The organism is Aeromonas sp. s2, from assembly GCF_040907935.1.
Lineage (GTDB): Bacteria > Pseudomonadota > Gammaproteobacteria > Enterobacterales > Aeromonadaceae > Aeromonas > Aeromonas dhakensis.
Window position 1 is genome coordinate 133,679 of record NZ_JBFOCR010000027.1, and the last position, 20,040, is coordinate 153,718.

16 protein-coding genes are annotated in these 20,040 nt (G+C 60.7%); 9 read left to right on the top strand and 7 right to left on the bottom strand.

Annotated elements, in window-relative coordinates; translation table 11 throughout:
• Positions 1 to 342: 342 nt before the first annotated feature.
• Positions 343 to 828: a cell division inhibitor gene (locus tag AB5Y81_RS20600; RefSeq protein WP_017782657.1), complete on the bottom strand. Its 486-nt coding sequence runs from the start codon at positions 826 to 828 to the stop codon at positions 343 to 345.
• Between the two features lie 233 nt (positions 829 to 1,061).
• Here AB5Y81_RS20600 and AB5Y81_RS20605 point away from each other — a divergent pair, with 233 nt between their 5' ends.
• Both AB5Y81_RS20605 and AB5Y81_RS20610 read left to right on the top strand, forming a co-directional pair.
• Positions 1,062 to 1,259, top strand: a complete 198-nt coding sequence (locus AB5Y81_RS20605; RefSeq protein ID WP_005300391.1) for a DUF4250 domain-containing protein — start codon at positions 1,062 to 1,064, stop codon at positions 1,257 to 1,259.
• A 384-nt stretch (positions 1,260 to 1,643) separates the two neighbouring features.
• Positions 1,644 to 4,118, top strand: a complete 2,475-nt coding sequence (locus AB5Y81_RS20610; protein WP_005300394.1) for a glycogen/starch/alpha-glucan phosphorylase — start codon at positions 1,644 to 1,646, stop codon at positions 4,116 to 4,118.
• 316 nt (positions 4,119 to 4,434) lie between these two features.
• On the opposite strand, the gene AB5Y81_RS20615 is transcribed toward AB5Y81_RS20610, so the two are convergent.
• Positions 4,435 to 5,823 (bottom strand): DASS family sodium-coupled anion symporter, encoded by a 1,389-nt coding sequence (locus tag AB5Y81_RS20615; RefSeq protein ID WP_005300397.1) that lies wholly within the window; start codon positions 5,821 to 5,823, stop codon positions 4,435 to 4,437.
• A gap of 154 nt (positions 5,824 to 5,977) precedes the next feature.
• Positions 5,978 to 6,418, bottom strand: coding sequence for a thioredoxin TrxC (trxC, locus tag AB5Y81_RS20620; protein WP_117405922.1), 441 nt, complete (start codon positions 6,416 to 6,418; stop codon positions 5,978 to 5,980).
• Positions 6,419 to 6,573: 155 nt separating this feature from the next.
• Here trxC and AB5Y81_RS20625 point away from each other — a divergent pair, with 155 nt between their 5' ends.
• From AB5Y81_RS20625 to AB5Y81_RS20640, 4 genes are all read left to right on the top strand, one after another.
• Positions 6,574 to 9,375 (top strand): response regulator, encoded by a 2,802-nt coding sequence (locus tag AB5Y81_RS20625; protein WP_010634113.1) that lies wholly within the window; start codon positions 6,574 to 6,576, stop codon positions 9,373 to 9,375.
• Between the two features lie 139 nt (positions 9,376 to 9,514).
• Positions 9,515 to 11,251 (top strand): ABC transporter transmembrane domain-containing protein, encoded by a 1,737-nt coding sequence (locus AB5Y81_RS20630; RefSeq protein WP_279484405.1) that lies wholly within the window; start codon positions 9,515 to 9,517, stop codon positions 11,249 to 11,251.
• 109 nt (positions 11,252 to 11,360) lie between these two features.
• A complete protein-coding gene (locus AB5Y81_RS20635) occupies positions 11,361 to 13,112 on the top strand; it encodes an ABC transporter transmembrane domain-containing protein (protein ID WP_279484404.1) in 1,752 nt (583 codons plus the stop codon).
• 148 nt (positions 13,113 to 13,260) lie between these two features.
• Positions 13,261 to 13,734, top strand: coding sequence for a DUF4442 domain-containing protein (locus AB5Y81_RS20640; protein ID WP_005300417.1), 474 nt, complete (start codon positions 13,261 to 13,263; stop codon positions 13,732 to 13,734).
• Positions 13,735 to 13,779: 45 nt separating this feature from the next.
• On the opposite strand, the gene ybcJ is transcribed toward AB5Y81_RS20640, so the two are convergent.
• The 4 genes from ybcJ to AB5Y81_RS20660 all read right to left on the bottom strand — a co-directional run bounded on the left by ybcJ (position 13,780) and on the right by AB5Y81_RS20660 (position 16,831).
• Positions 13,780 to 14,013, bottom strand: coding sequence for a ribosome-associated protein YbcJ (ybcJ, locus tag AB5Y81_RS20645; RefSeq protein WP_005300419.1), 234 nt, complete (start codon positions 14,011 to 14,013; stop codon positions 13,780 to 13,782).
• 188 nt (positions 14,014 to 14,201) lie between these two features.
• The gene (locus tag AB5Y81_RS20650) at positions 14,202 to 14,606 is read right to left on the bottom strand and encodes a MaoC family dehydratase (protein WP_010634109.1); all 405 of its coding nucleotides are present in this window, start codon (positions 14,604 to 14,606) and stop codon (positions 14,202 to 14,204) included.
• Positions 14,603 to 16,387 carry a class I poly(R)-hydroxyalkanoic acid synthase gene (locus tag AB5Y81_RS20655; protein ID WP_279484403.1) on the bottom strand — a complete coding sequence of 595 codons (1,785 nt, stop codon included), beginning with the start codon at positions 16,385 to 16,387 and terminating at the stop codon, positions 14,603 to 14,605. The genes AB5Y81_RS20650 and AB5Y81_RS20655 overlap by 4 nt, the downstream gene beginning before the upstream one ends.
• Before the next feature lie 93 nt (positions 16,388 to 16,480).
• Positions 16,481 to 16,831 (bottom strand): phasin family protein, encoded by a 351-nt coding sequence (locus AB5Y81_RS20660; protein WP_005300428.1) that lies wholly within the window; start codon positions 16,829 to 16,831, stop codon positions 16,481 to 16,483.
• A gap of 315 nt (positions 16,832 to 17,146) precedes the next feature.
• Between AB5Y81_RS20660 and AB5Y81_RS20665 the strand changes: the two genes are divergently transcribed.
• The 3 genes from AB5Y81_RS20665 to pdxY all read left to right on the top strand — a co-directional run bounded on the left by AB5Y81_RS20665 (position 17,147) and on the right by pdxY (position 19,882).
• Positions 17,147 to 17,710, top strand: coding sequence for a hypothetical protein (locus AB5Y81_RS20665; protein WP_017765419.1), 564 nt, complete (start codon positions 17,147 to 17,149; stop codon positions 17,708 to 17,710).
• 78 nt (positions 17,711 to 17,788) lie between these two features.
• Positions 17,789 to 18,544 (top strand): DUF429 domain-containing protein, encoded by a 756-nt coding sequence (locus AB5Y81_RS20670; protein ID WP_368146804.1) that lies wholly within the window; start codon positions 17,789 to 17,791, stop codon positions 18,542 to 18,544.
• A gap of 474 nt (positions 18,545 to 19,018) precedes the next feature.
• Entirely contained in the window at positions 19,019 to 19,882 is an 864-nt protein-coding gene (gene pdxY, locus AB5Y81_RS20675; protein ID WP_279484401.1) for a pyridoxal kinase PdxY, read from the top strand.
• Positions 19,883 to 20,040 lie beyond the last annotated feature (158 nt).

Below are 20,040 nucleotides of genomic sequence, written 5' to 3' on the forward strand. Positions count from 1 at the left end.
AACTGCCAACTGCCAACTGCCAACTGCCAACTGCCAACTGCCAACTGCCAACTGCCAACTGCCAACTGCCAACTGCCAACTGCCAACTGCCAACTACCAACTACCAACTACCAACTACCAACTACCAACTACCAACTACCAACTGACGCTCTCTGTGCGTGGTGCACAAGGCTGTCAACGCTGGATCCCACGTCCGTCAGTCGGCTGGCGCCTCTTCACCCTTGCCACTGTTGTCTGGTAGCAAGGGCTTTTATTAATCGGTGATTGGCAAACGATTCATCACCCAATTAAAAAGTCATCATCAATCTACCTGAACAACCCATCTCCTCACACGGTTGGGGGTCAGTGATTGAGATAGACATCCTGACCACCATAGACCAGCGAGCCAGCATGAGCGGGAGAGGAGGCGACTGGCTCGAAGAAACGGGTCAATACGCCACAGCGTTGCCCCAGCGTGCTCAGCTTGGCCCGATCCAGCGTGACCTGTTCCGGCAGCCAGGTCAGCACGGCGGCGCAGCGGCCGTTGCCCAGACTCTGCTCCAGCGTGGATTGCCAGTTCTTGATCTTGGGGCTGTGTACCACCAGTACCCGAGCCGGATTGATCCCCTGTGCCTGCAACTGCTTGGCCACGGGCAGACCGGGTGGCGCAATGAGCAGGATCCAGCCCGTGTCACCCTGGCTCAAGCGCACCAGCTCATCGAGCAGCGGCGGCTCCCGGGTGAGGCTCGCAGAGTGGCGATATTCGTCCTGCTTGCCCTGATGGCGAGTGGGCCAGGGGGTGCTCATGCTGGCGACGGAGACAAGGGTGTGGCTCATGGGCTGGCTCATATGTTTTCCTGTATGAATAACCATGCTGTATGCGCATACAGTAGTTGTTGTTCGCAGTAGTGACAAGCCGTTTGTGGCCAAAAATGTGATCTGAACGGTAATGAAAGAAGTTAACTAATTGATTTTAAAATATATAAACTTCAATCTTGAGGTGGGTGTTTTTCAGGCTATGGACAAAGCGGGCAGGGGCGCCCATGGTTATACAGTATGTCCTGTACAGAGGAGAGATGAGGATGGACGTCAGCACCTTGCAACGACTGGATGCCAATATCCTGCTCGGGATCATCAATGAGAAGCTGCGCCTGGAGTGCGACGGGCTGGAGGAATTGCTGGCCTATTACGACATGACGGAAGACCAGCTTGCCACCCGCCTGTTGCAGATTGGCTACCACTACGATCCCATGAGCAACCAGTTCAAGGCTCACGGTTGATCGGCGAACACTCCCCGAATGGCACTGTTCTATTTTTTCATGAATGGCGCACATTGAAATCGTTTTCAATGTGCGCTGAATTTTCAGTTATTTTCATGGATTTTCAGCGCTTGGCAATCGTTGAAAACCTATTCATGAATTTATATTTGCGATATAGACTTAAGGTTTTGATTTTAAAGGAAATGATGGGTTTGTGTTTGCAGGTTTCAGGAAAGGGTTTTCAAACTTGAACTGTCATTTTTATACGTTAAAGTGTGACTTGCGTTAACTTTTCAAGCTGCGGCTTTAGCTAGTATGCCCACGCCGGAACATATTCTCAGATAACAACAGCACCGGTCCCTGATGGGATAACAATTTATTATTCTGTAACGAAGGAAATGGTTTATGGCTACCAAGAAGAAGACAGACCAGGATCTCCAACTGGATAAAGATCAGCTCAAGGCGAGTATCGTGCGTCACCTGCGTTCTACCTTGGGTACAAGCGAACAGAAAGCCTCGCCAGAAGCGTGGTGGAAAGCGACCGCAGCCGCCGTCAACGAACAGGTGTACGAGCGCCTGACCCGCACTCAGCAGACTCACTTCAAGAAAGATACTCGTGCAATTCACTATCTCTCTGCTGAATTCCTGATGGGGCGCCTGACCTCCAACAACCTGCACAACCTCTCCCTGTACAAGATTTGCGAAGAGGCGTTGGGCGAACTCGGTCTGGAACTGACCGATCTGTGTGAACAAGAGCCCGACATGGCACTCGGCAACGGCGGCCTGGGCCGTCTGGCCGCCTGCTTCATCGATTCGCTGGCGACCCTGAACTACCCGGCGGTCGGCTATGGCATCCACTACGAGCACGGTCTGTTCCGTCAGGAAATTCAGGATGGCCGTCAGATTGAGCGTCCGGACTCCTGGCGCGAATATGGCAACCCTTGGGAGATCTGCCGCCCGGAATCGGTGCAGGAGATCCCGCTCTACGGTTACGTGGAGACCGTCTTTGGTGACAACGGCGGCCTCAAGAAGGTGTGGCACGCCGGTCGCAAGATCAAAGGGGTGCCCTGGGATATTCCGGTAGTCGGTTTTGGCGGTCATACCGTCAACATCCTGCGCCTGTGGGAGTCTCGCGCCTCCGAGTTTTTTGACTGGGACGTGTTCAACGCTGGTGGTTATATCGACTCCCAGGCGGAAAAAGCCCAGGCCGAGACCATCTCCAAGGTGCTCTATCCGAACGACGAGACCGACGCGGGCAAAGAGCTGCGCCTGATCCAGCAGTACTTCTTCTGTGCCTGCTCCATCAAGGACATCATGCGTCGCTACAAGCGGGTGCATGGCGCCGATTTCAGCAACTTTGCCGCCCAGATCGCCATTCAGCTCAACGATACCCACCCCACCGTCGCCATCCCCGAACTGATGCGGGTGCTGGTGGACGAAGAGGGGCTGACCTGGGAAGCGGCCTGGGCCATCAGCTACCAGGTGTTCTCCTACACCAACCACACCCTGCTGCCGGAAGCGCTGGAGAAGTGGTCGGTCAGCCTGTTCGAGAAGGTGCTGCCGCGCCATCTCGAGATCATTTACGAAATCAACGCCCGTTTCCTGGGCGAGCTGGTGGAGCCCAAGTGGCCGGGCAACGACGCCATCAAGGCCAAGCTCTCCATCATCGAAGAGGGAGCGGTGCGCAAGGTGCGCATGGGCAACCTGTGTGTTATCGGCTCCTCCAAGGTGAACGGCGTGGCCGAGATCCACTCCAAGCTGGTGAAGGAAGATCTCTTCCCCGAGTATGCCGAGCTGTGGCCCGAGAAGATGTGCAACGTCACCAACGGCGTGACTCCGCGTCGCTGGCTGCTGGCCTGCAACCCGGAACTGGCCGAACTCTACAACGAAGTGGTGGGCAAGGAGTGGCCGCTGCAACTGGACAAGCTGCGCAGCGTCACCAAGTTTGCCGACGACAAGGCCTTCCAGAAGCAGTTCATGACCATCAAGCGCCACAACAAGGAGAAGCTGGTCAAGGTCATCAAGGCGGAAACCGGTATCGAGGTCAGTGCCGAGGCGATCTTCGACGTCCAGATCAAGCGTCTGCACGAGTACAAGCGCCAGCAACTGAACCTCATCCACATCATGGCGCTCTATCGTCGTCTGCTGGCCAACCCCGACTACGACATGCATCCGCGGGTATTCATCTTCGGCTCCAAGGCGGCGCCCGGTTACAAGCTGGCCAAGGACATCATCTACGCCATCAACAAGCTGGCGGAGCGGGTCAACAATGACACCCGCATTCAGGGCAAGCTGAAAGTGGTGTTCATGCCGAACTACCGGGTGAGCCTGGCCGAGAAGCTGATCCCGGCGGCCGATGTCTCCGAGCAGATCTCCACTGCCGGTTATGAAGCCTCTGGTACCGGCAACATGAAGATGGCCCTGAACGGTGCCATCACCATAGGTACCCTGGACGGCGCCAACATCGAGATCGCCGAAGAGGCGGGGGCCGAGAACTGCGCCATCTTCGGTCTGAACGTGGACGAGGTGAAGGCACTGAAGGGGCGTGGTTACAACCCGTATGACTTCTACTACGCCAACTCCGAGCTCAAAGCCGTGCTGGACTGGTTTGATACCGACTACTTCACGCCGGGTCGTCCGGGTGAGCTCTCCTCCATCAAGCGCTCCTTGCTGGAAGGGGGGGATCCCTACCTGACGCTGGCCGATTTTGCCTCCTACTCGGAAGCACACAAGCTGATCGATACCTGGTATCGGGATCCGGCACTGTGGGCCAAGAAGGCCATCATCAACTCGGCCACCATGGGCAAGTTCAACTCCGACCGCTCCATCCAGGACTATGTGGATCGGATCTGGAACCTGAAGCCCTGCAGCATCGGCTGACCAGAGAGCAAACCCAAACCCCCGCCATGCGGGGGTTTTTTATTGGGCATGGGCGACGTTGGTTGTGTGAACTCGGGAGAAAAGTAGACTGCCCGACTGCCCGACTGCCCGACTGCCCGACTGCCCGACTGCCCGACTGCCCGACTGCCCGACTGCCCGACTGCCCATTGCCACCCCCTGCGTGCGGTTCTGGTGTTCGAGGACGTGTGACGTCGAATGAGGGGGCTTGAGGACGGGGAAAAGGTGCGCACTCGAGTGTCGGCAGGCGAGAGAGGCAATAAAAAAGGCCCCGTCAGGGGCCTTGGTATCTGGCTTGTCAGTGCAGTATGTCGCCCATGAAGTAGGCGAGCATGGTCAGAATGACGGTGAAGACCAGGTTCAGCACCAGGCCGGCTCGCATCATTTCACGTTGTTTGATGTAACCGCTGGCGAACACGATGGCGTTGGGCGGGGTGGCCACCGGCAGCATGAAGGCGCAGGAGGCGCCGACGGCGATCAGCACGGAAACGACGATGGGGGAGACCCCCAGCGCCTCGGCGACCCCGGCAAACAGCGGCACCAACAGGGCGGCGGTGGCGGTGTTGGAGACCAGTTCGGTAAGGAACACCACGAACGCGGCCAGGCAGAGCAGGATGATGAAGATAGGCATGGTGGCCAGACCGTTGGAGAGGTGTTCCGCCAGGAAGGCGTTGGCGCCAGTCTGCTTCAGGATGGCACTTAAGGTGAGGCCACCGCCGAACAGCATCAGCACGCCCCAGTCGGTGTTCTGGTTGATGTCATCCCAGCTGGCCACCCGGCTGATGGCAATGGCCACGATGGCGCCCATGGCGATCAGGGTATCGAACTGGGGAATGCCCCCCATTGCCTTGGCGATGGGTTGGGAGCCGATCCACAGCAGTACCGTGGTCAGGAAGATGAGCAGGGTGATCTTGCGTTGACCGGTCCACTGGATGGTCACCTTCTCGGTGCTGACCTGATGGGAGAGGTCGGGGCGCGTCACCAGATACAGCAGGCCGATGCCCACCGGCATGAAGATAAGCACCACCGGGATGCCAAACTTCATCCAGTCGGTGAAACCCAGCCCCATCTGGGCGGCCGCGATGGCGTTGGGCGGGCTGCCCACCAGGGTGCCGATACCGCCGATGCTGGCGCTGTAGGCGACCCCCAGCAGAACGAAGACCAGGGTGCGGCGCTCCTTGTGGGCGTCGATGCCTTTGAGCATGCCGAGGGCCAGCGGCATCATCATGGCGGCGGTGGCGGTGTTGCTGATCCACATGGAGAGGGCGGCCGTGATGGTGAAGAGCACGATGGCGGCCCAGCCGAGGTGACCCTTGGCAAGCTGCATCACCTTGGCGGCGATCTGGGTATCCAGCCCTTGTTTGGAGAGGGCTGCAGCCAGTGCGAAGCCGCCGAAGAAGAGAAACAGCACCGGGTTGGCGAAATCCGTCAGGGACTTGCTCATGTCAAACACCCCGAGCAGGGTCGCAAGTACCGGGATGGAGAGGGCCGTGATGGTGATGTTGACTGCTTCTGTCAGCCAGAGAATGGCGATGAAGACCAGGATCCCCAGCCCCTTGTTGACGTTGGGGTCAAACGGCAGCCAGGCGAGCATGGCACAGAGCAGCAGGACATCCAGGATGACGATCCCGGATTTGACGTCCAGCCAGCGTGATGGGGTAGTAGAGGGTACTGCAGATGTGTGCATATCGTTCTCTCGGTTAATTTATGGTTGTTGTTGTGTTGCCGAGATTACATTCATCCCCCCGTTTGAAACAGGGGGATCTGGTCAAAGCATGCCGAGACTCACAGAGTCAAGATAAGTTAAAACACAAATAAAACATAAATTAAACAAGTTTGTATCATTCGTGGCTGTTCAGGAAGGAGGCAAGCCACTCCTTGAACAGACTGGGGGGCAGGGAGCCGCTGCGCTGAGCCAGCATCTTGCCCTGCTTGAATACCATCAGGGTGGGGATGCTGCGAATGGCGTAGCGGGCCGCGATGGCGGCCTGTTGCTCGGTATCGACCTTGACGAAGCGGATTTTTGGCTCAAGTTCACTGGCAACTTGTTGAAAAACAGGTGAAAATTGAAGGCATGGTCCACACCAGCTGGCCCAGAAGTCGACCACGACCGGGATGTCGGACTGGATCAGGGTATCGAACTGCTGCTCCTGGCCGGTGACCGGGGTGGTGGCGAACAGTCCGCTCTTGCAGCGACCACACTTCGCGTTTGAATCCACCTTCTCCTCGGGCAGGCGGTTCCTAGTGAAGCAATGGCTACAATAGGTAGTGATAAATGACATAATTGATTCCTGTATGCATAAGCCCTGCAACATCTTTATTGCACTGTCAGGGCAGAGTAACGGTAACATAGCAGTCAATTATCTTTCACAGCCAGTGATCCCGTAGCGACGTGATGTCGGTGGATGCATGGCCATGACATGAGAATCGAGACGGGATGAATAATGTGACACGGGTCAATCGTGTTGTACTTAGCCTGATCATCGTATCGCTGCTGGCGTTTTCCGGCTATTGCTGGCAACTGCTCAGCCAGCAGCAGAAAGCCTCGGAGCTCAGCGTGGCGGCGGAGTTGATCCTCAACCGGGTCAATACCGATACCGTCTATCTGCTGGGGCGCGAAAAGGCCAACGACGGCAATGTACAGCAGCGTCTCAATCAGCTGTCGAGCAACCTCGACAGTTTCGTGCGCCAGGTGCGCAACGACCCCGACTCGGCCGACAATCCCCACTCTCAATCGCTGTTGCACGATATCGACAGCTATCTGCTTGATCTCGCCAAGCTCTACTCCATGGAGATGGCGATCGAGTACATAGAGCAGCCCTTTCAAAAGCAGCTGAACGGCCTGCTGGCAACCCTGCCGGCGGACGCTCCGCTGGCCATCGATCTGACCGAGCTGGCCCAGCTCAGCAATTACCTCAAACGCAGCTGGGACAAGGGGGAGCAACAGCAGTTGCAGGCCCTGCAGCGCCGTCTCAAGACAGCCTATCCCGCTTATCCCGAGGTAGTCGGGTTGGCCCAGCTGAGCGAGGATGTCAGTCATCAGGTCGTGGCATATCACGTGCTGCGCAACCAGGTCATCGACATGCACGAGCTGGAGGGGCTGTCGCGCTGGAAACAGAGCAAGATGGAGCAGGCCTCCTCCCTCAAGAGTCGCTTCTATCTGATGGTGCTGGGGGGGGCCATGCTCTGCTTCGGACTGGTGGCGGTGACCCTGTGGCGGCGCAACCAGAAGCTGAGCGAGCTGTCGCGTCAGACCGGTTTGCTGGCCCAGGCCAAGAGCGACTTTCTGGCCAACATGAGCCACGAGATCCGCACCCCCATGAACGCCATCATCGGCTTCAGCTCGCTGGCACTGCAGACCGAGCTGGATCAACAGCAGCGAGATTATCTCAGCAAGATCAAATCCTCATCGGATACCTTGCTGCTGCTCATCAACGACATCCTGGACCTGACCAAGGTGGAGTCCGGCAAGTTGACGCTGGAGGAGATCGACTTCGATCTCAGCGAGCAGATCGACTCGCTGGCCGGCATGTTCGCCGATCTGGCCGAGCGCAAGCATGTCGAGGTCATCATCAACAAGTCGCCGGCGGTGCCCGACTTTCTGCGTGGCGACCCGCTGCGCCTCGGTCAGGTGCTGGTCAATCTGGTCAACAACGCCATCAAGTTCACCGAGCGGGGCGAGGTGGAGGTGTCCATCACCCTGGTCAACCCCCATCCCATGCAGGTGCGTTTCAGCGTGCGCGACACCGGCATCGGTATTGCCGAGGAGAAACAGGCCCAGCTGTTCCAGCCCTTCACCCAGCTGGAGGCGGGCAACACTCGCAAATATGGCGGCTCCGGGCTTGGCCTCAACATCTCTCAGCGGCTGGTGGAGCTGATGGGAGGACGGATCACGGTGCAGAGCAAACCGGGGGCGGGCTCGGTGTTCCAGTTCGAGATCCCCATGACCAAGGCGGTGTATGGCGTCTCCGGACGGCGGGTCTTCTTTGAGAATCAGCCGCTGGTGCTGGTGATGGATGACAACGAGCTGGTGCTTGACCTGGCCAAGGATATCCTGGGCCGGGCAGGGGCCAGGGTGATGGCGGTCAACAGCCTCTCGCGGGCGCGTCAGGTGCTGCGGGAAGAGGGGCAGAACGTCCGGCTGGCCATTCTCGACTGGCGCATGGGGCAGGAAGATGGACTGGATCTGGCGCTCGAGATGTACCAGCACAGCCAGTGGCGCCGGCTGCCCATCCTGATGACCAGTGCCTGGGCCAAGGAGGGGTTGCACGGGCGGATGGAGAGCATGGGGCTGACCCACTTCCTGCCCAAGCCGATGACCGAAAATGCCCTGCTGGCCAAGGTGGACGAGCTGCTCAACGGCAGTTCACACGATCAGCAGTTCCGCCAGGCCGAGGTGCAGGGCGATCAGCAGCATTTTCGCGAGCTGTTGCAAGGTATCCGGGTGCTGCTGGCGGAGGACAACAGGGTCAACCAGCAGCTCATCATCGAATATCTGCGCCGGGTCGATGCCCTGGTGACCGTGGTGGGCAACGGCCGGGAGGCGGTCGAGCGGGTGGCCGAGCAGCCGTTCGACGTTATCCTGATGGACTTGCAGATGCCGGTGCTGGACGGGCTGGATGCCACCCGTCAAATCCGCAAGATGGTGGACAAGCACGATGTGCCCATCATCGCCCTGACGGCCAGCGCCATGCCGGGAGACAGGGAACGCTGCCTCGGCGTGGGGATGAACGGCTATGTCACCAAGCCGGTCAGCAAGCTCGATCTCTACAACAACCTGTTGCAGTGGGTGAAGAGCGCCAGCGGCGAGCGGCTGGTGCCGCTGGAGGTGAAGCCGCCCGACCTGATGGGGGTACTGGATCTGGAGGATGCCCTCAGACGGCTGGAGCAGGACAAGGAGGCGCTGCAGATCCTGTTCAAGCTGTTCATGTCGGAGCACAAGGACGACCTGTGGGAGATCCGCTCCGCCCTGCGTCGCCAGCAGCCCGACATCGCCTGCCGGTTGTTGCATACCCTCAAGGGGGTTTCCGCCAACATCTCCGCCTCCCGCCTGCAGATCCTCGCCGGCGAGCTGGAGTGGCGACTGCGCCAGCAGGAAGAGCTCACCGAACAGGATCTTGAGCAGTTGCAGCAGGTCTTCAGTCTGACCCGGGAGGAGGTGTCTCACTTCCTGCTGACCGGAGAGCAGCATGAAGCATCGTATGGTGCCTTTGAACAGCGCGATGATCGTTTGTTGTAACAAGTGAAATAGCAATAATTCTCAAGCCTTCTGCTTCAGGCTATCATGACCTCCTCGTATCGCCCCCAGCCGGGGGCGATTGCATTGGGCTTTCCATGACGGGCGGCAGCCTCGGCCTGCCGCGACAAAGGATATCTACGTGAGCGTATTTGCAAGGCTGGGCTGGTTCTTCAAGGAGCAGTGGCAGCGTTACCTGGTCGCCATCTCACTGTTGATGATGGTGGCCCTGTTGACCGTGATCCCGCCCAAGGTGGTGGGCTGGGTGGTGGATGGCATCGCCAAAGGGTCGCTGGACAGTGCCACCCTGACCGGTTATCTGGCCGGCTTGTTCGGCCTGGGTCTGCTCATCTATCTACTGCGCTACGTGTGGCGGGTCATGCTGTTTGGTGCCTCTTACCGGTTGGCCTATGTGCTGCGCAACCGGCTCTTTGGCCACTTCACCCGCATGAGCCCGGACTTTTACCAGCGCCACCGCACCGGCGATCTGATGGCCCACGCCACCAACGACATCCAGGCGGTGGAGATGACCGCCGGGGAAGGGGTGTTGACCCTGGTGGACTCCATGATCGTCGGGATCCTGGTGCTCTCCATCATGTGCAGCCAGTACTCCTGGCAGCTGACCTTGCTCTCCCTGTTGCCGCTGCCGGTGATGGCGTTCTTCATGAACCGCTTCGGCACCCAGATCTACAAGGAGTTCAAGGCGGCGCAAGGGGCCTTTTCCCGGCTCAACAACAAGACCCAGGAGGCGCTCTCCGGCGTGCGAGTGCTCAAGTCCTACGCGGTGGAGTCGCTCGAAGATCGTGGTTTTGCCGAACTGACCCGGGAGGCGGGTGCCTGCAACATGGCGGTGGCCCGTATCGATGCCAAGTTCGACCCCGTGATTTACCTGTGCATCGGCTGCTCCTACTTCCTCGCGGTGGCCGGCGGCAGCGCCCTGGTGCTGCGTGACGAGCTGACCCTGGGGGAGCTCACCAGCTTCACCATGTACCTCGGTCAGCTGATCTGGCCCATGTTTGCCATCGCCTGGCTGTTCAACATCATCGAGCGCGGCAGCGCCGCCTATTCGCGGATCGAGAGCCTGCTGGCCGAGCGCAGCGACATCGAAGAGCCGGTTCACCCGGTGGCGCTGGCCTCGGCCTTTCCGCTGCGCGCCGTGACGCTCAGCTACCAGCTCGAGCAGCGCACCCTGCTGCGCAATGTGGAGTTCACCCTGCAAGCCAGCGGCATGCTGGGGATCGTCGGGCGCACCGGGGCGGGCAAGAGTTCCCTGCTCAAGCTGTTGATGCGGCTGGCCAACCCCACCGCGGGGGAGATCTGCATGGGGGAGACACCCATTTCGCAACTGGCGCTGGGTGAGCTGCGCAGCCAGTTTGCCTATGTTCCGCAGGAGCCGTTTCTCTTCTCCACCACCATTGCCGCCAACATCGCCCTCGGCCGTCCCGATGCCAGCCGGGAGGAGATTGAGCGGGTGGCGCGCATCGCCTGCGTGCACGACGACATCAGCCGTTTCCCCAAAGGCTATGAGACCGAAGTGGGGGAGAAGGGGGTGACCCTCTCCGGCGGCCAGAAACAGCGGCTCGCCATCGCCCGTGCCCTGCTGCTGGAGGCGCCCATCCTGGTGCTCGACGATGCCCTCTCGGCGGTGGATGCCCACACCGAGCAGCAGATCCTGCACGCTCTCAAGGCCCACAAGCGTACCCTGATCCTGGTCAGCCACCGGATGACGGCGGTGGAGCAGGCCGACGAGATCCTGGTGCTGGATCAGGGTCATGTCAGTGAGCGGGGTCGCCACGGCGCCCTGATGGCCCACAACGGCTGGTATGCCGACATGGTGCGTTACCAGCGTCTCGAGCAAGACGTGGAGGAGAGCCTGTGAGTCCACTCATCAAGCGCGTCTTCACTCGGTGTGGCGCCGAGCCTGAGTGCCGGTATGTCGGCCTGGTGTCTCATCATCAGCGGCTGGAACAAAACGTGGAGGAGCGCCTGTGAACCCGACCATCAAACGACTGCTCGGGTACTGCGCCCGTTATCCGCGCTGGCTCATTCAGGCGGGGATCTGCCTGCTGCTGGCCACCGGCGCCGAAGTGGCCGGTCCCTTGCTCATCAAGCTGTTCATCGACGACTATCTGGCGCCACGCCAGCTGGTGTGGCCCGCCATCGCGGCCATCGCCGCCGGTTATCTCGGCCTGCAGGTATTGTCTGCGGCCGGTTTCTACCTGCAGTCCCTGCGTTTCAACCGCATCGCCCAGGCGGTGGTGCAGCGCCTGCGCGAGCAGGTGTTTGCCACCGCCATCCGGCTGCCGGCCCGCTACTTTGACCAGCACCGCTCGGGTTCGCTCATCTCCCGCATCACCAACGACACCGAGGCGATCATGAACCTCTATGTGCAGGTGATTGGACTCTTGGTGCAGAAGGTGGTGCTGCTGTGCGGCATCCTCATCTCCATGGCGCTGCTGGATCTGCGGCTGATGCTGGTGTGTGCCTGCCTGCTGCCGGCGGTGGGCGGCGTGATGTGGCTCTATCAGAAACTGAGTGTGCCTGTGGTGCGGGCGACCCGCAGCCTGCTCTCCGACATCAACAGCCGCCTCAACGAGTCGCTGCAGGGGATGCCGGTCATTCAGGCCATGGTGCAGGAGCGCCATTTCGCCAACGCCTTTGCCGAGGTGAATCAGCAGCACTGGGCTGCGCGCCTCAAGAGCCTCAAGATCAACGGCATTTTGCTGCGCCCGCTCATCGACCTCTTCTACATGATGGTGCTGATCGGCCTGTTGGCGCTGTTTGCCCGCGAGGGACTGAGTGCGGAGGGCGCCATCCAGGTGGGGGTGCTCTACGCCTTCATCAGCTATCTGGGGCGGATGATCGAGCCGCTCATCGAGATGACCAACCAGCTCAACCAGTTGCAGCAAGCCATGGTGGCGGGGGAGCGGGTCTTTGCCCTGCTTGATGAAGCGCGCGAGAGCACCGCGGGCGAGATACGCCCGCTCAAGGGGCAGGTGAGCTTCGAGCGGGTGAGCTTCTCCTACGATGGCGAGCAGCAGGTGCTGCGCGACGTAAGCTTTGCTGCCCGTCCCGGCCAGATGCTGGCGCTGGTGGGCCACACCGGCAGCGGCAAGTCCACCATCATCAGCCTGCTGATGGGCTTCTACCCGCTGGATCAGGGCACCATCCGCTTCGATGATCACCCGATGGCGAGTCTGTCGCTCTCGGCGGTGCGCCGCAGCATCGGCCTGGTCCAGCAGGATCCCTTCATCTTCGTCGGCACCCTGGCCGAAAACCTGCGGCTCGGCCGCGACGGCATCCTTGATGCGCAGCTCTGGCAGGCGCTGACCGAGGTGCAGCTGGCCGAGTTTGTGCTGAGCCTGCCGGAGGGGCTGAACACTCTGATGGAGGAGGGGGGCAAGAACCTCTCCGCCGGCCAGCGTCAGCTGCTCTCCTTTGCCCGCGCCCTGGTGGGAGATCCGCGCATCCTCATTCTGGACGAGGCGACCGCCAGCGTGGACTCCCAGACCGAACTGGCACTTTCTTCGGCGCTGGCGGCGGCACGCCGTGGTCGCACTACCATCGCCATCGCCCACCGCCTCTCGACCATCGTCGACGCAGACGAGATCCTGCTGCTCTCCCGTGGTCAGGTGAACGAGCGGGGTACCCATGGCGAGCTGATGGCGCTGGGCGGCCACTATGCCCAGCTCTTCGAGATGCAGAGCCAGGGAGCCTGGCTGGAAGAAAAGCGGGCCTGATCGACCGCCACAGGAATAAAGAGGGAACCGCTGCGGTTCCCTCTTTTTTTGGGCTGGAGAAATGGCGGCAGCGTGATCCGCGTCCTTGTCGAACGCCAGCCATGCTGGCAACATGTTGTTTACATTAACTCATCGGATCAGTTCGCATATGGATTTGCAACGTTTGAAGGCCAACCTGGCGCTGCGGCTCTTTGCCTGGCGCTACATTCCCGTCATCGGTTTTTGTGCCCCCGTCATCGAAGAGATGAGCGCCAAGGCGCTGCGCATTCGCATTCCACTGGGGTGGCGCACGCGCAACCACCTGGGCAGCATGTATTTCGGTGCGCTGGCCACCGGCGCCGATCTGGTGGGCGGTCTGCTGGTGATGGAGAAAGGACGGCAGCGGCGCAAGAAGGTGCACTTCGCCTTCAAGGATGTGCAGGGGGAGTTTCTGAAGCGGCCCGAGGGGGATGTGCAGTTTGACTGCGCGGCCGGGGAGGAGATCGACGCCATGATCGACGAGTCGTTGGCGAGTGGTCAACGCATCAACCGCCCCATCCAGGTGGTGGCCACCTGTCCGTCACTGAACGGGGATGAGGCGATGGCGCGCTTTGTGCTGACCCTCTCCATCAAGGCCAGCTGAATGCCAAAGGGCGCGTCGGCGCCCTTATTCAAGATTCAAGCGAGGTCAGAGGATCTCGGGGCTGACGCCCTCTTTCACCACGACCTTCATGCCGTTGAAGTTGACTACCTGGCCGGCCACTATCTTGCAGCGCTTGCGGGTCTCCACCTGACCGTTTACCTCCACCAGACCGTCGGCGATCAGCGCCTTGGCTGCGCCGCCACAATCAGCCCACCCCTGATGTTTGATAAGGTCACACAGGGCAATAAAGGGGTGCCCTTCGAGCAGAAACGTCTCCATGGAAAATCCTCTCGTGGATAAATGGCTGAAACAGCAGGGCGATTATTCTAGGCAGTTCGGGCCGTCAAGGAAAGGGCAAGGGCGCTGTCTGCGGGCAATAGTGGCTTGCAAGAGCATTTTGGGGGAACGCGTCATAGCAGTCAGCCCGGCACTGGCCGGGCTGACTGAGATCATGGGGCAAACCGCTTTTAGCCAAACTTCACCACGGCTTCCCCGCTGACGGCGATGGCGCCGGTTGCCGTCAGGATGCGGGTGGCCAGGGTGATGATGGGCTTGTCGCTGCGCAGGGCGATGATCTCCACCTCTGCTGTCACCTCATCCCCCACAAACACCGGCTGCTTGAAGGCGAGGCTTTGACCGAGATAGACGGTGCCCTTGCCCGGTAGCTGCTGGCCCAGCAGCCCCGAGAAGAGGCTGGCCAGCAGCATGCCGTGCACGATGGGGCGCTCGAACGGCGTGGTGGCGGCGAAGGCGGGATCCAGGTGCAGCGGATTGAAATCCTCCGACAGCCCGGCAAAGGCCGCGACCTCTGCCGCCCCGAATCGCTTGGTCAGGCTGGCCTGCTGGCCCACTTCGAAGGGGAGCGTGCTCATGCGGGCTCCTCCTCGGGAGTCGGCGCAAAGATCGGGTTGAGCCGTACCTTGACGTAGCCACCGGGGGCCGCCTCCAGCCCTTCGCTCGGGATGCGGGCGGGGATGGGGGTGGGATCCTCTTCCCGGCTCTGGATGAAGGCTGCCATTTGCGGCCACCAGGAACCCGGGGTGTGGGTCGCACCGGCGAGCCACGCCTCGGGGCTGGCGGCTTCGGCGTCGTTCTGCCAGAAGCCGTACTTGTTGGCATCCGGCGGATTGATGATGCCGGCGATGTGACCCGATTCGGCCAGGATGAAGCGCTGCTCGCCACCGAACAGCTTCATGCCCTGCCAGGTGCCCTGCCAGAGGGCGATGTGATCGTCCATGGCCGACACCAGCAGCACCGGGGTCTTCACCTTGGCGAGATCGATGCGGGTGTGGCGGATCTTGAGCTCCCCCTTCACCAGCTGGTTTTCCAGATAGAGCCGGCGCAGCAGGCTGTTGTGGGTCTTGCCCGCCACGTTGGTGCTGTCGCTGTTCCAGTGCAGCAGATCGAACGCCACCGGGCTCTGCCCCTTGAGATAGCTGTCGATGTAGTAATTCCAGTAGAGGCTGTTCTCCCGCAGCAGGCTGAAGGAGACCGCCAGCTGGCGTCCATCCATGATGCCTTTGGCCTCGTTCTGGGCCTCCAGCGCCGCAATGATGGGCTCGTGGATGAAGATGCCAAGCTCTCCCGGCTGGGAGAAGTCGAGCAAAGTGGTGAACAGGGTGGCGGAGCGAACCCGCTGCTTCTGGCGCCGGGCGGCCAGCCAGCCCATGGCCAGGGAGAGGGCGGTACCGCCGATACAGTAACCGATGCCGTGCACTTCCCGCTCGCCGGTGGCCGCTTCCACGCCATCCAGCGCGGCGATGACGCCGTCCACCACGTAGTCGTCGAGATCGATGTCGGCCTGGGCCGGCCCCGGGTTGCGCCAGGAGATCATGAACACCGTCTGGCCCTGGGCAACCAGCCAGGCCACCAGGGAGTTCTGGGGCCGCATGTCCATGATGTAGTACTTGTTGATGAAGGGGGGCACGATCAGCACCGGCGTTCTGGCCACCGTCTCCGTGGTCGGGCTGTACTGGATGAGCTCATACAGCTCGGTGCGTTGCACCACCCGGCCCGGGGTCAGTGCGAGATCACGACCCAGCTCGAAGGCGGATTCGTCGGTCAGGCGGATGTTGAGGTGATCGGCGCTGCGCTCGAGATCTTCGGCCAGCAGGGTCAGCCCGCGCACCAGATTCTGGCCGTCTGACTCCAGGGTGAGCTTGAGCAGCTCCGGATTGGTAGCCAGAAAGTTGCTGGGTGCCATGGCGTTGATGTACTGGCGGGTAAAGAAACGCAGCCGCTCCCGGCTCTTCTGGGGCACCCCTTCGAGGGCATCCACCGAGTCCAGTAGGTGTCTGGCGGTCAGCAGATAGGATTGCTTGAGGTAGTCATAAATGGGCTGCTCGCTCCAGGCGTCGGCCTTGAAGCGGCGATCGCTGCGCTCCGGGGCGATGACCGGCTCGCTCTGCTGGCCTGCGCTCTTGAGCAGGGTGTGTTGCATCAGCTTGAGCTGATCCTGCCACCAGTTCATCTGGGCATTGATCAGTTGCCAGGGCTGCTGGCTGCCCTGTTCCAGCACCTGGCCGAGATCGTCTAGATTGGTTTGCAGCAGGGCCTGGGCGGTACGCTCGGTCTGCGCCTTGGCCATGTCCAGCAGCTTGTCGTTGTAGTGGGCCAGGGCCTCGAACAACGGGCCGTAAGATGATTGGCTCATGTTCTCTCCTTCACCCATCCCCGGCGCAGGGCGAGCCTGTCGTGACGGAGCATGGGGAGATGTGGCTGCCCGCAACGGGCAGCCAGGGGGATATCAGGCCTTGCCCGTGCTCTTTTTGATGCCGTCGGCAGTCAGGGCGTCCAGATCGTCCTTGAACTGCTGGCCGAGGGCGTTGAGCTTCTGGATGTCGTCCAGCATCTGGCGGGAGAGCTGGCTGGCGGTCTCCAGCTGGACGGTGCCGAGGGCTGCCAGGCTCTGGGCATCCTGCACCTTGCCGGCGGCCTGCAGCTGGTTCAGCCCCAGCTCGGCATAGGCGTTGGCGGAGGCCAGCTGCAGCCGGGTCAGCTGTTCGATGTTGCTGGCCAGCAGCTGGTTGTAACGGGTGAGGGGGGCGGCAAAGCCTTGCATCTGCTCGGTAAAGGTCTTGATTACGTCCATATTCATCGCGCGTCTCCGTGGTTGGCAGAAGGTATTGCAAAAGGGCCTATGGCCCGGGTTGGGTTACAACTGTGCGACTACATCCTCAAGTCGTTGCGTATCGCTTGCTCTGTTCAAACGTACGTTTAAGCATTGTGTTATCAAATGAGGCTTGATGTAAATAATATAAATGTTAATTTTTGGCGAAATATTGGCTCTGGTCTGTCCAGTCTGCCTGGCCGGATTCAGACGAGGGGTGACGCAGCCAGTTCGCTTCGACCTCGTTACCGGGCCGCAGGGCTGGTAGGCTGATGCACTCCCTGAGCCTCGAGGAATGCACCGATGAAACCTGCCCGCCTGCTGCTTGCCCTGGGGTCTGTTGCCCTTGGCGGCGTCGCCCACGCCAGTACCCCTGTCCAGCTCTCCCTACCCGGCGTCAATCTGCCCGCGTCTCACCAGGTCGAGGGGGCCAGAGCCTCTGTTCTCTATGGTCGCACCGGTCAGGTAAAGGGGATCGATCTGCCCGTTTTCGCCCTCTCCGACGTGGATCAATTCACCGGTCTGCAGCTTGGCGTCTTTTTCGGTGCCGGCCGGGTACGCCACCAGTTTGGCGGGGTGGCGATCAACGCACTCAACTGGCACGAGGGTCAGGACAAGGGGGTCAACCTTGGCTTCGTCAACCTGACCAACAATGTGCAGGGCCTCAACTGGGGGGCCGTCAACATCGCCAAGGGCAATGCCCTGGCCAACGTCGGCTTCGTCAACTATGCCGAGCGCACCACCTTCCAGCTGGGCTTCATCAACGCCACCAAACACCTGGACGGCCTGCAGATCGGCCTCGCCAACTACGCCGAGAACGGGGTTTTCCCCATCTTGCCGCTGATCAATTTCAAGAAATCCTTCTAAGCGGCGCCGCCAGCCTTGCTTTAGGGGCGCCAGCCATTACCCTGTGCAGCATTGATAGCGTGCAGAGGTGACACTGGCATGACAATGGAACACATGGATGCCATCGGCATCGGCTGGGACGTAAGAGGCTGGCAGGGCAGTGCCCAGGCCGTGGCCGTGGTGGGGTGGCAGGCGCGTGAACAGCGGCTGCACTGGTTTGGCGTATCGCCCCTGTTTCGACTGAGCTCACGGGTTGCGCCGGATCTGGATGCCTTGCTGCGCCCGGCGCTGCACGACGAGATCCACCTGCTGCAGGTGCTGGCCTGCCCGCAGCTGGCGCTGGGGATAGACGCGCCGCTGGCGTTTCCTCGCGCCTTGGGCGAACTGCTGGCGGGGAGGGCGACCGAGTGCGCCGTGCCTCAGCGCGAAATAGACAACCCTTATGCCTACCGGGACTGCGAACGCTGGCTCCATGAGCAATATGGCAAGAAACCCCTCTCGGCCACCTTCGACAGGCTCGGCAACAACGCGACCCTGGCGCTCGCCATGCTGCCCCGATTGGCCGATTTGCAGCTGGTGCCCAAGCAGCAACCACAGGCCGATCGCGCCGTGCTGGAGGTCTATCCCGCGCTTGCCAAGGTGGGGGGCAAGGCATCGGCGGTGCGTGCCGAGTTGCTGCCGCATCTGCCGGCCGATGTGACGGCGGGGACCGATCGCTACGATGCCGCCATCTGCGCCCTGATGGCGCTGCAATATGCCGCCAAGGGGAGTGTCTCCCTGTTGCCGGCTCTGGTGCCGCGGCCCGCCGAGATGGCTTTGGACGAGGGCTGGGTCTACCACTTCGCTCGCCCCTGATAAACCGGATCGGGCCGACCAGCCCGATCCTGCCTTTGGTCGGCCGTGAGCTCCTCACTTGCGCTGACGTAGTTTCTTCCTTTCACTACGCTGCCTTGCTGCCTTGCTGCCTTGCTGCCTTGCTGCCTTGCTGCCTTGCTGCCTTGCTGCCTTGCTGCCTTGCTGAGGCCGGGGCTACACCCGGCCATCTGCCTGTTCGCATGCCATCGCACGGTTCAACAAAAAGAGCGGATTTATTAAGCTTATATGCCATCAAGCAAGAGTATTTCATCACCATTTGAAACCACACCGGTAGCATCCGCTGTCTCGGGCTTTAGCATGGCAGTAAAGAGGGGGAGGGATGTGGGTGACAACGAGTGTCTTCTCGAGGCTTTAGTAGACCAAATAAGAGTTGGTGCTGATCAAGGGTGGAAGTTCAATATCTTCATCCGATATATTGCGCCTTTCCCCTGACTCTTCTCTGCGGTGATGTCGATGAAACGCATTCTCTCTATCCAGTCCCACGTGGTGTTCGGCTGTGCCGGCAACAGTGCTGCCGTATTCCCCATGCGCCGTCTAGGTATGGAGGTATGGCCCATCAACACGGTGCAGTTCTCCAACCATACCCAATATGCGGCCGGTTGGCAGGGGATGGCCATGCCTGCAGGGCATATCAGCGCCCTGAGAATGGGGCTCTCGGACATCGGGGTGCTGGGACACTGCGATGCGGTGCTGAGCGGTTATCTCGGCTCGGCGGAGCAGGGGGACGAGATCCTGACGGTGGTGGCCGCGGTCAAGGCCGCCAACCCTGCCGCCATCTATTTTTGCGATCCCGTGATGGGCCACCCGGAGAAAGGGTGCATCGTCGCGCCTGGGGTGACCCGCTTTTTGACCGAGAAGGCGCTGCCGGTGGCCGATGTCATGGCCCCCAATCTGCTGGAGCTGGAGACACTGTGCGACGTTCATCTGACCGATCTGGCCCAGACCCGAGCCGCCGCCCATCGTCTGCTTGCACGCGGGGTGAAGATGGTGCTGGTCAAACATCTTGGACGAGCCGCCCGCGAGCCGGGCCGTTTTGAGATGCTGCTGGCTACCCCCGAGGGGGATTATCTGATCGACCGTCCGCTCTACGAGTTTGCCCGCCAGCCGGTAGGCGTGGGGGATCTCATCAGCGCGCTGATGCTGGCCAATCTGCAGGCGGGTTACGATGCGGTCAGCGCGTTCGAGCGCACCAACGCGGCGGTGGATACGGTATTGCTGCACACCTGGCAGGCTGATGCCTATGAGTTGCAGCTGATCGCGGCCCAGGAGGCCTTTGCCGCTCCCCTGATCAAGGCGCGGGCCGAGCGGCTGGCCTGATCTTCCCACCATTGGCTAAGTCTGGGCGCGGATGATCCGCGCTCAGCTTGGCCCCCTGATCATCCTTCCTCATCTCTCAGTTAACAGCCCCTCTGCGCCGCTTATCTGGTTGCACACTTGACTAGGTAATGTCGCCTGAGCCGTCATCTTGGTCCTGG

Bases quoted from the DNA above. Each gene is read 5' to 3' on its own strand.
- pdxY (WP_279484401.1), top strand. From the start codon at position 19,019: ATGAAACGCATTCTCTCTATCCAGTCCCACGTGGTGTTCGGCTGTGCC.
- AB5Y81_RS20665 (WP_017765419.1), top strand. From the start codon at position 17,147: ATGAAACCTGCCCGCCTGCTGCTTGCCCTGGGGTCTGTTGCCCTTGGC.
- AB5Y81_RS20650 (WP_010634109.1), bottom strand. From the start codon at position 14,606: ATGAGCACGCTCCCCTTCGAAGTGGGCCAGCAGGCCAGCCTGACCAAG.
- AB5Y81_RS20670 (WP_368146804.1), top strand. From the start codon at position 17,789: ATGACAATGGAACACATGGATGCCATCGGCATCGGCTGGGACGTAAGA.
- AB5Y81_RS20615 (WP_005300397.1), bottom strand. From the start codon at position 5,823: ATGCACACATCTGCAGTACCCTCTACTACCCCATCACGCTGGCTGGAC.
- AB5Y81_RS20610 (WP_005300394.1), top strand. From the start codon at position 1,644: ATGGCTACCAAGAAGAAGACAGACCAGGATCTCCAACTGGATAAAGAT.
- ybcJ (WP_005300419.1), bottom strand. From the start codon at position 14,013: ATGGAGACGTTTCTGCTCGAAGGGCACCCCTTTATTGCCCTGTGTGAC.
- AB5Y81_RS20660 (WP_005300428.1), bottom strand. From the start codon at position 16,831: ATGAATATGGACGTAATCAAGACCTTTACCGAGCAGATGCAAGGCTTT.
- AB5Y81_RS20640 (WP_005300417.1), top strand. From the start codon at position 13,261: ATGGATTTGCAACGTTTGAAGGCCAACCTGGCGCTGCGGCTCTTTGCC.
- AB5Y81_RS20600 (WP_017782657.1), bottom strand. From the start codon at position 828: ATGAGCCAGCCCATGAGCCACACCCTTGTCTCCGTCGCCAGCATGAGC.
- trxC (WP_117405922.1), bottom strand. From the start codon at position 6,418: ATGTCATTTATCACTACCTATTGTAGCCATTGCTTCACTAGGAACCGC.
- AB5Y81_RS20655 (WP_279484403.1), bottom strand. From the start codon at position 16,387: ATGAGCCAATCATCTTACGGCCCGTTGTTCGAGGCCCTGGCCCACTAC.
- AB5Y81_RS20605 (WP_005300391.1), top strand. From the start codon at position 1,062: ATGGACGTCAGCACCTTGCAACGACTGGATGCCAATATCCTGCTCGGG.
- AB5Y81_RS20625 (WP_010634113.1), top strand. From the start codon at position 6,574: ATGAATAATGTGACACGGGTCAATCGTGTTGTACTTAGCCTGATCATC.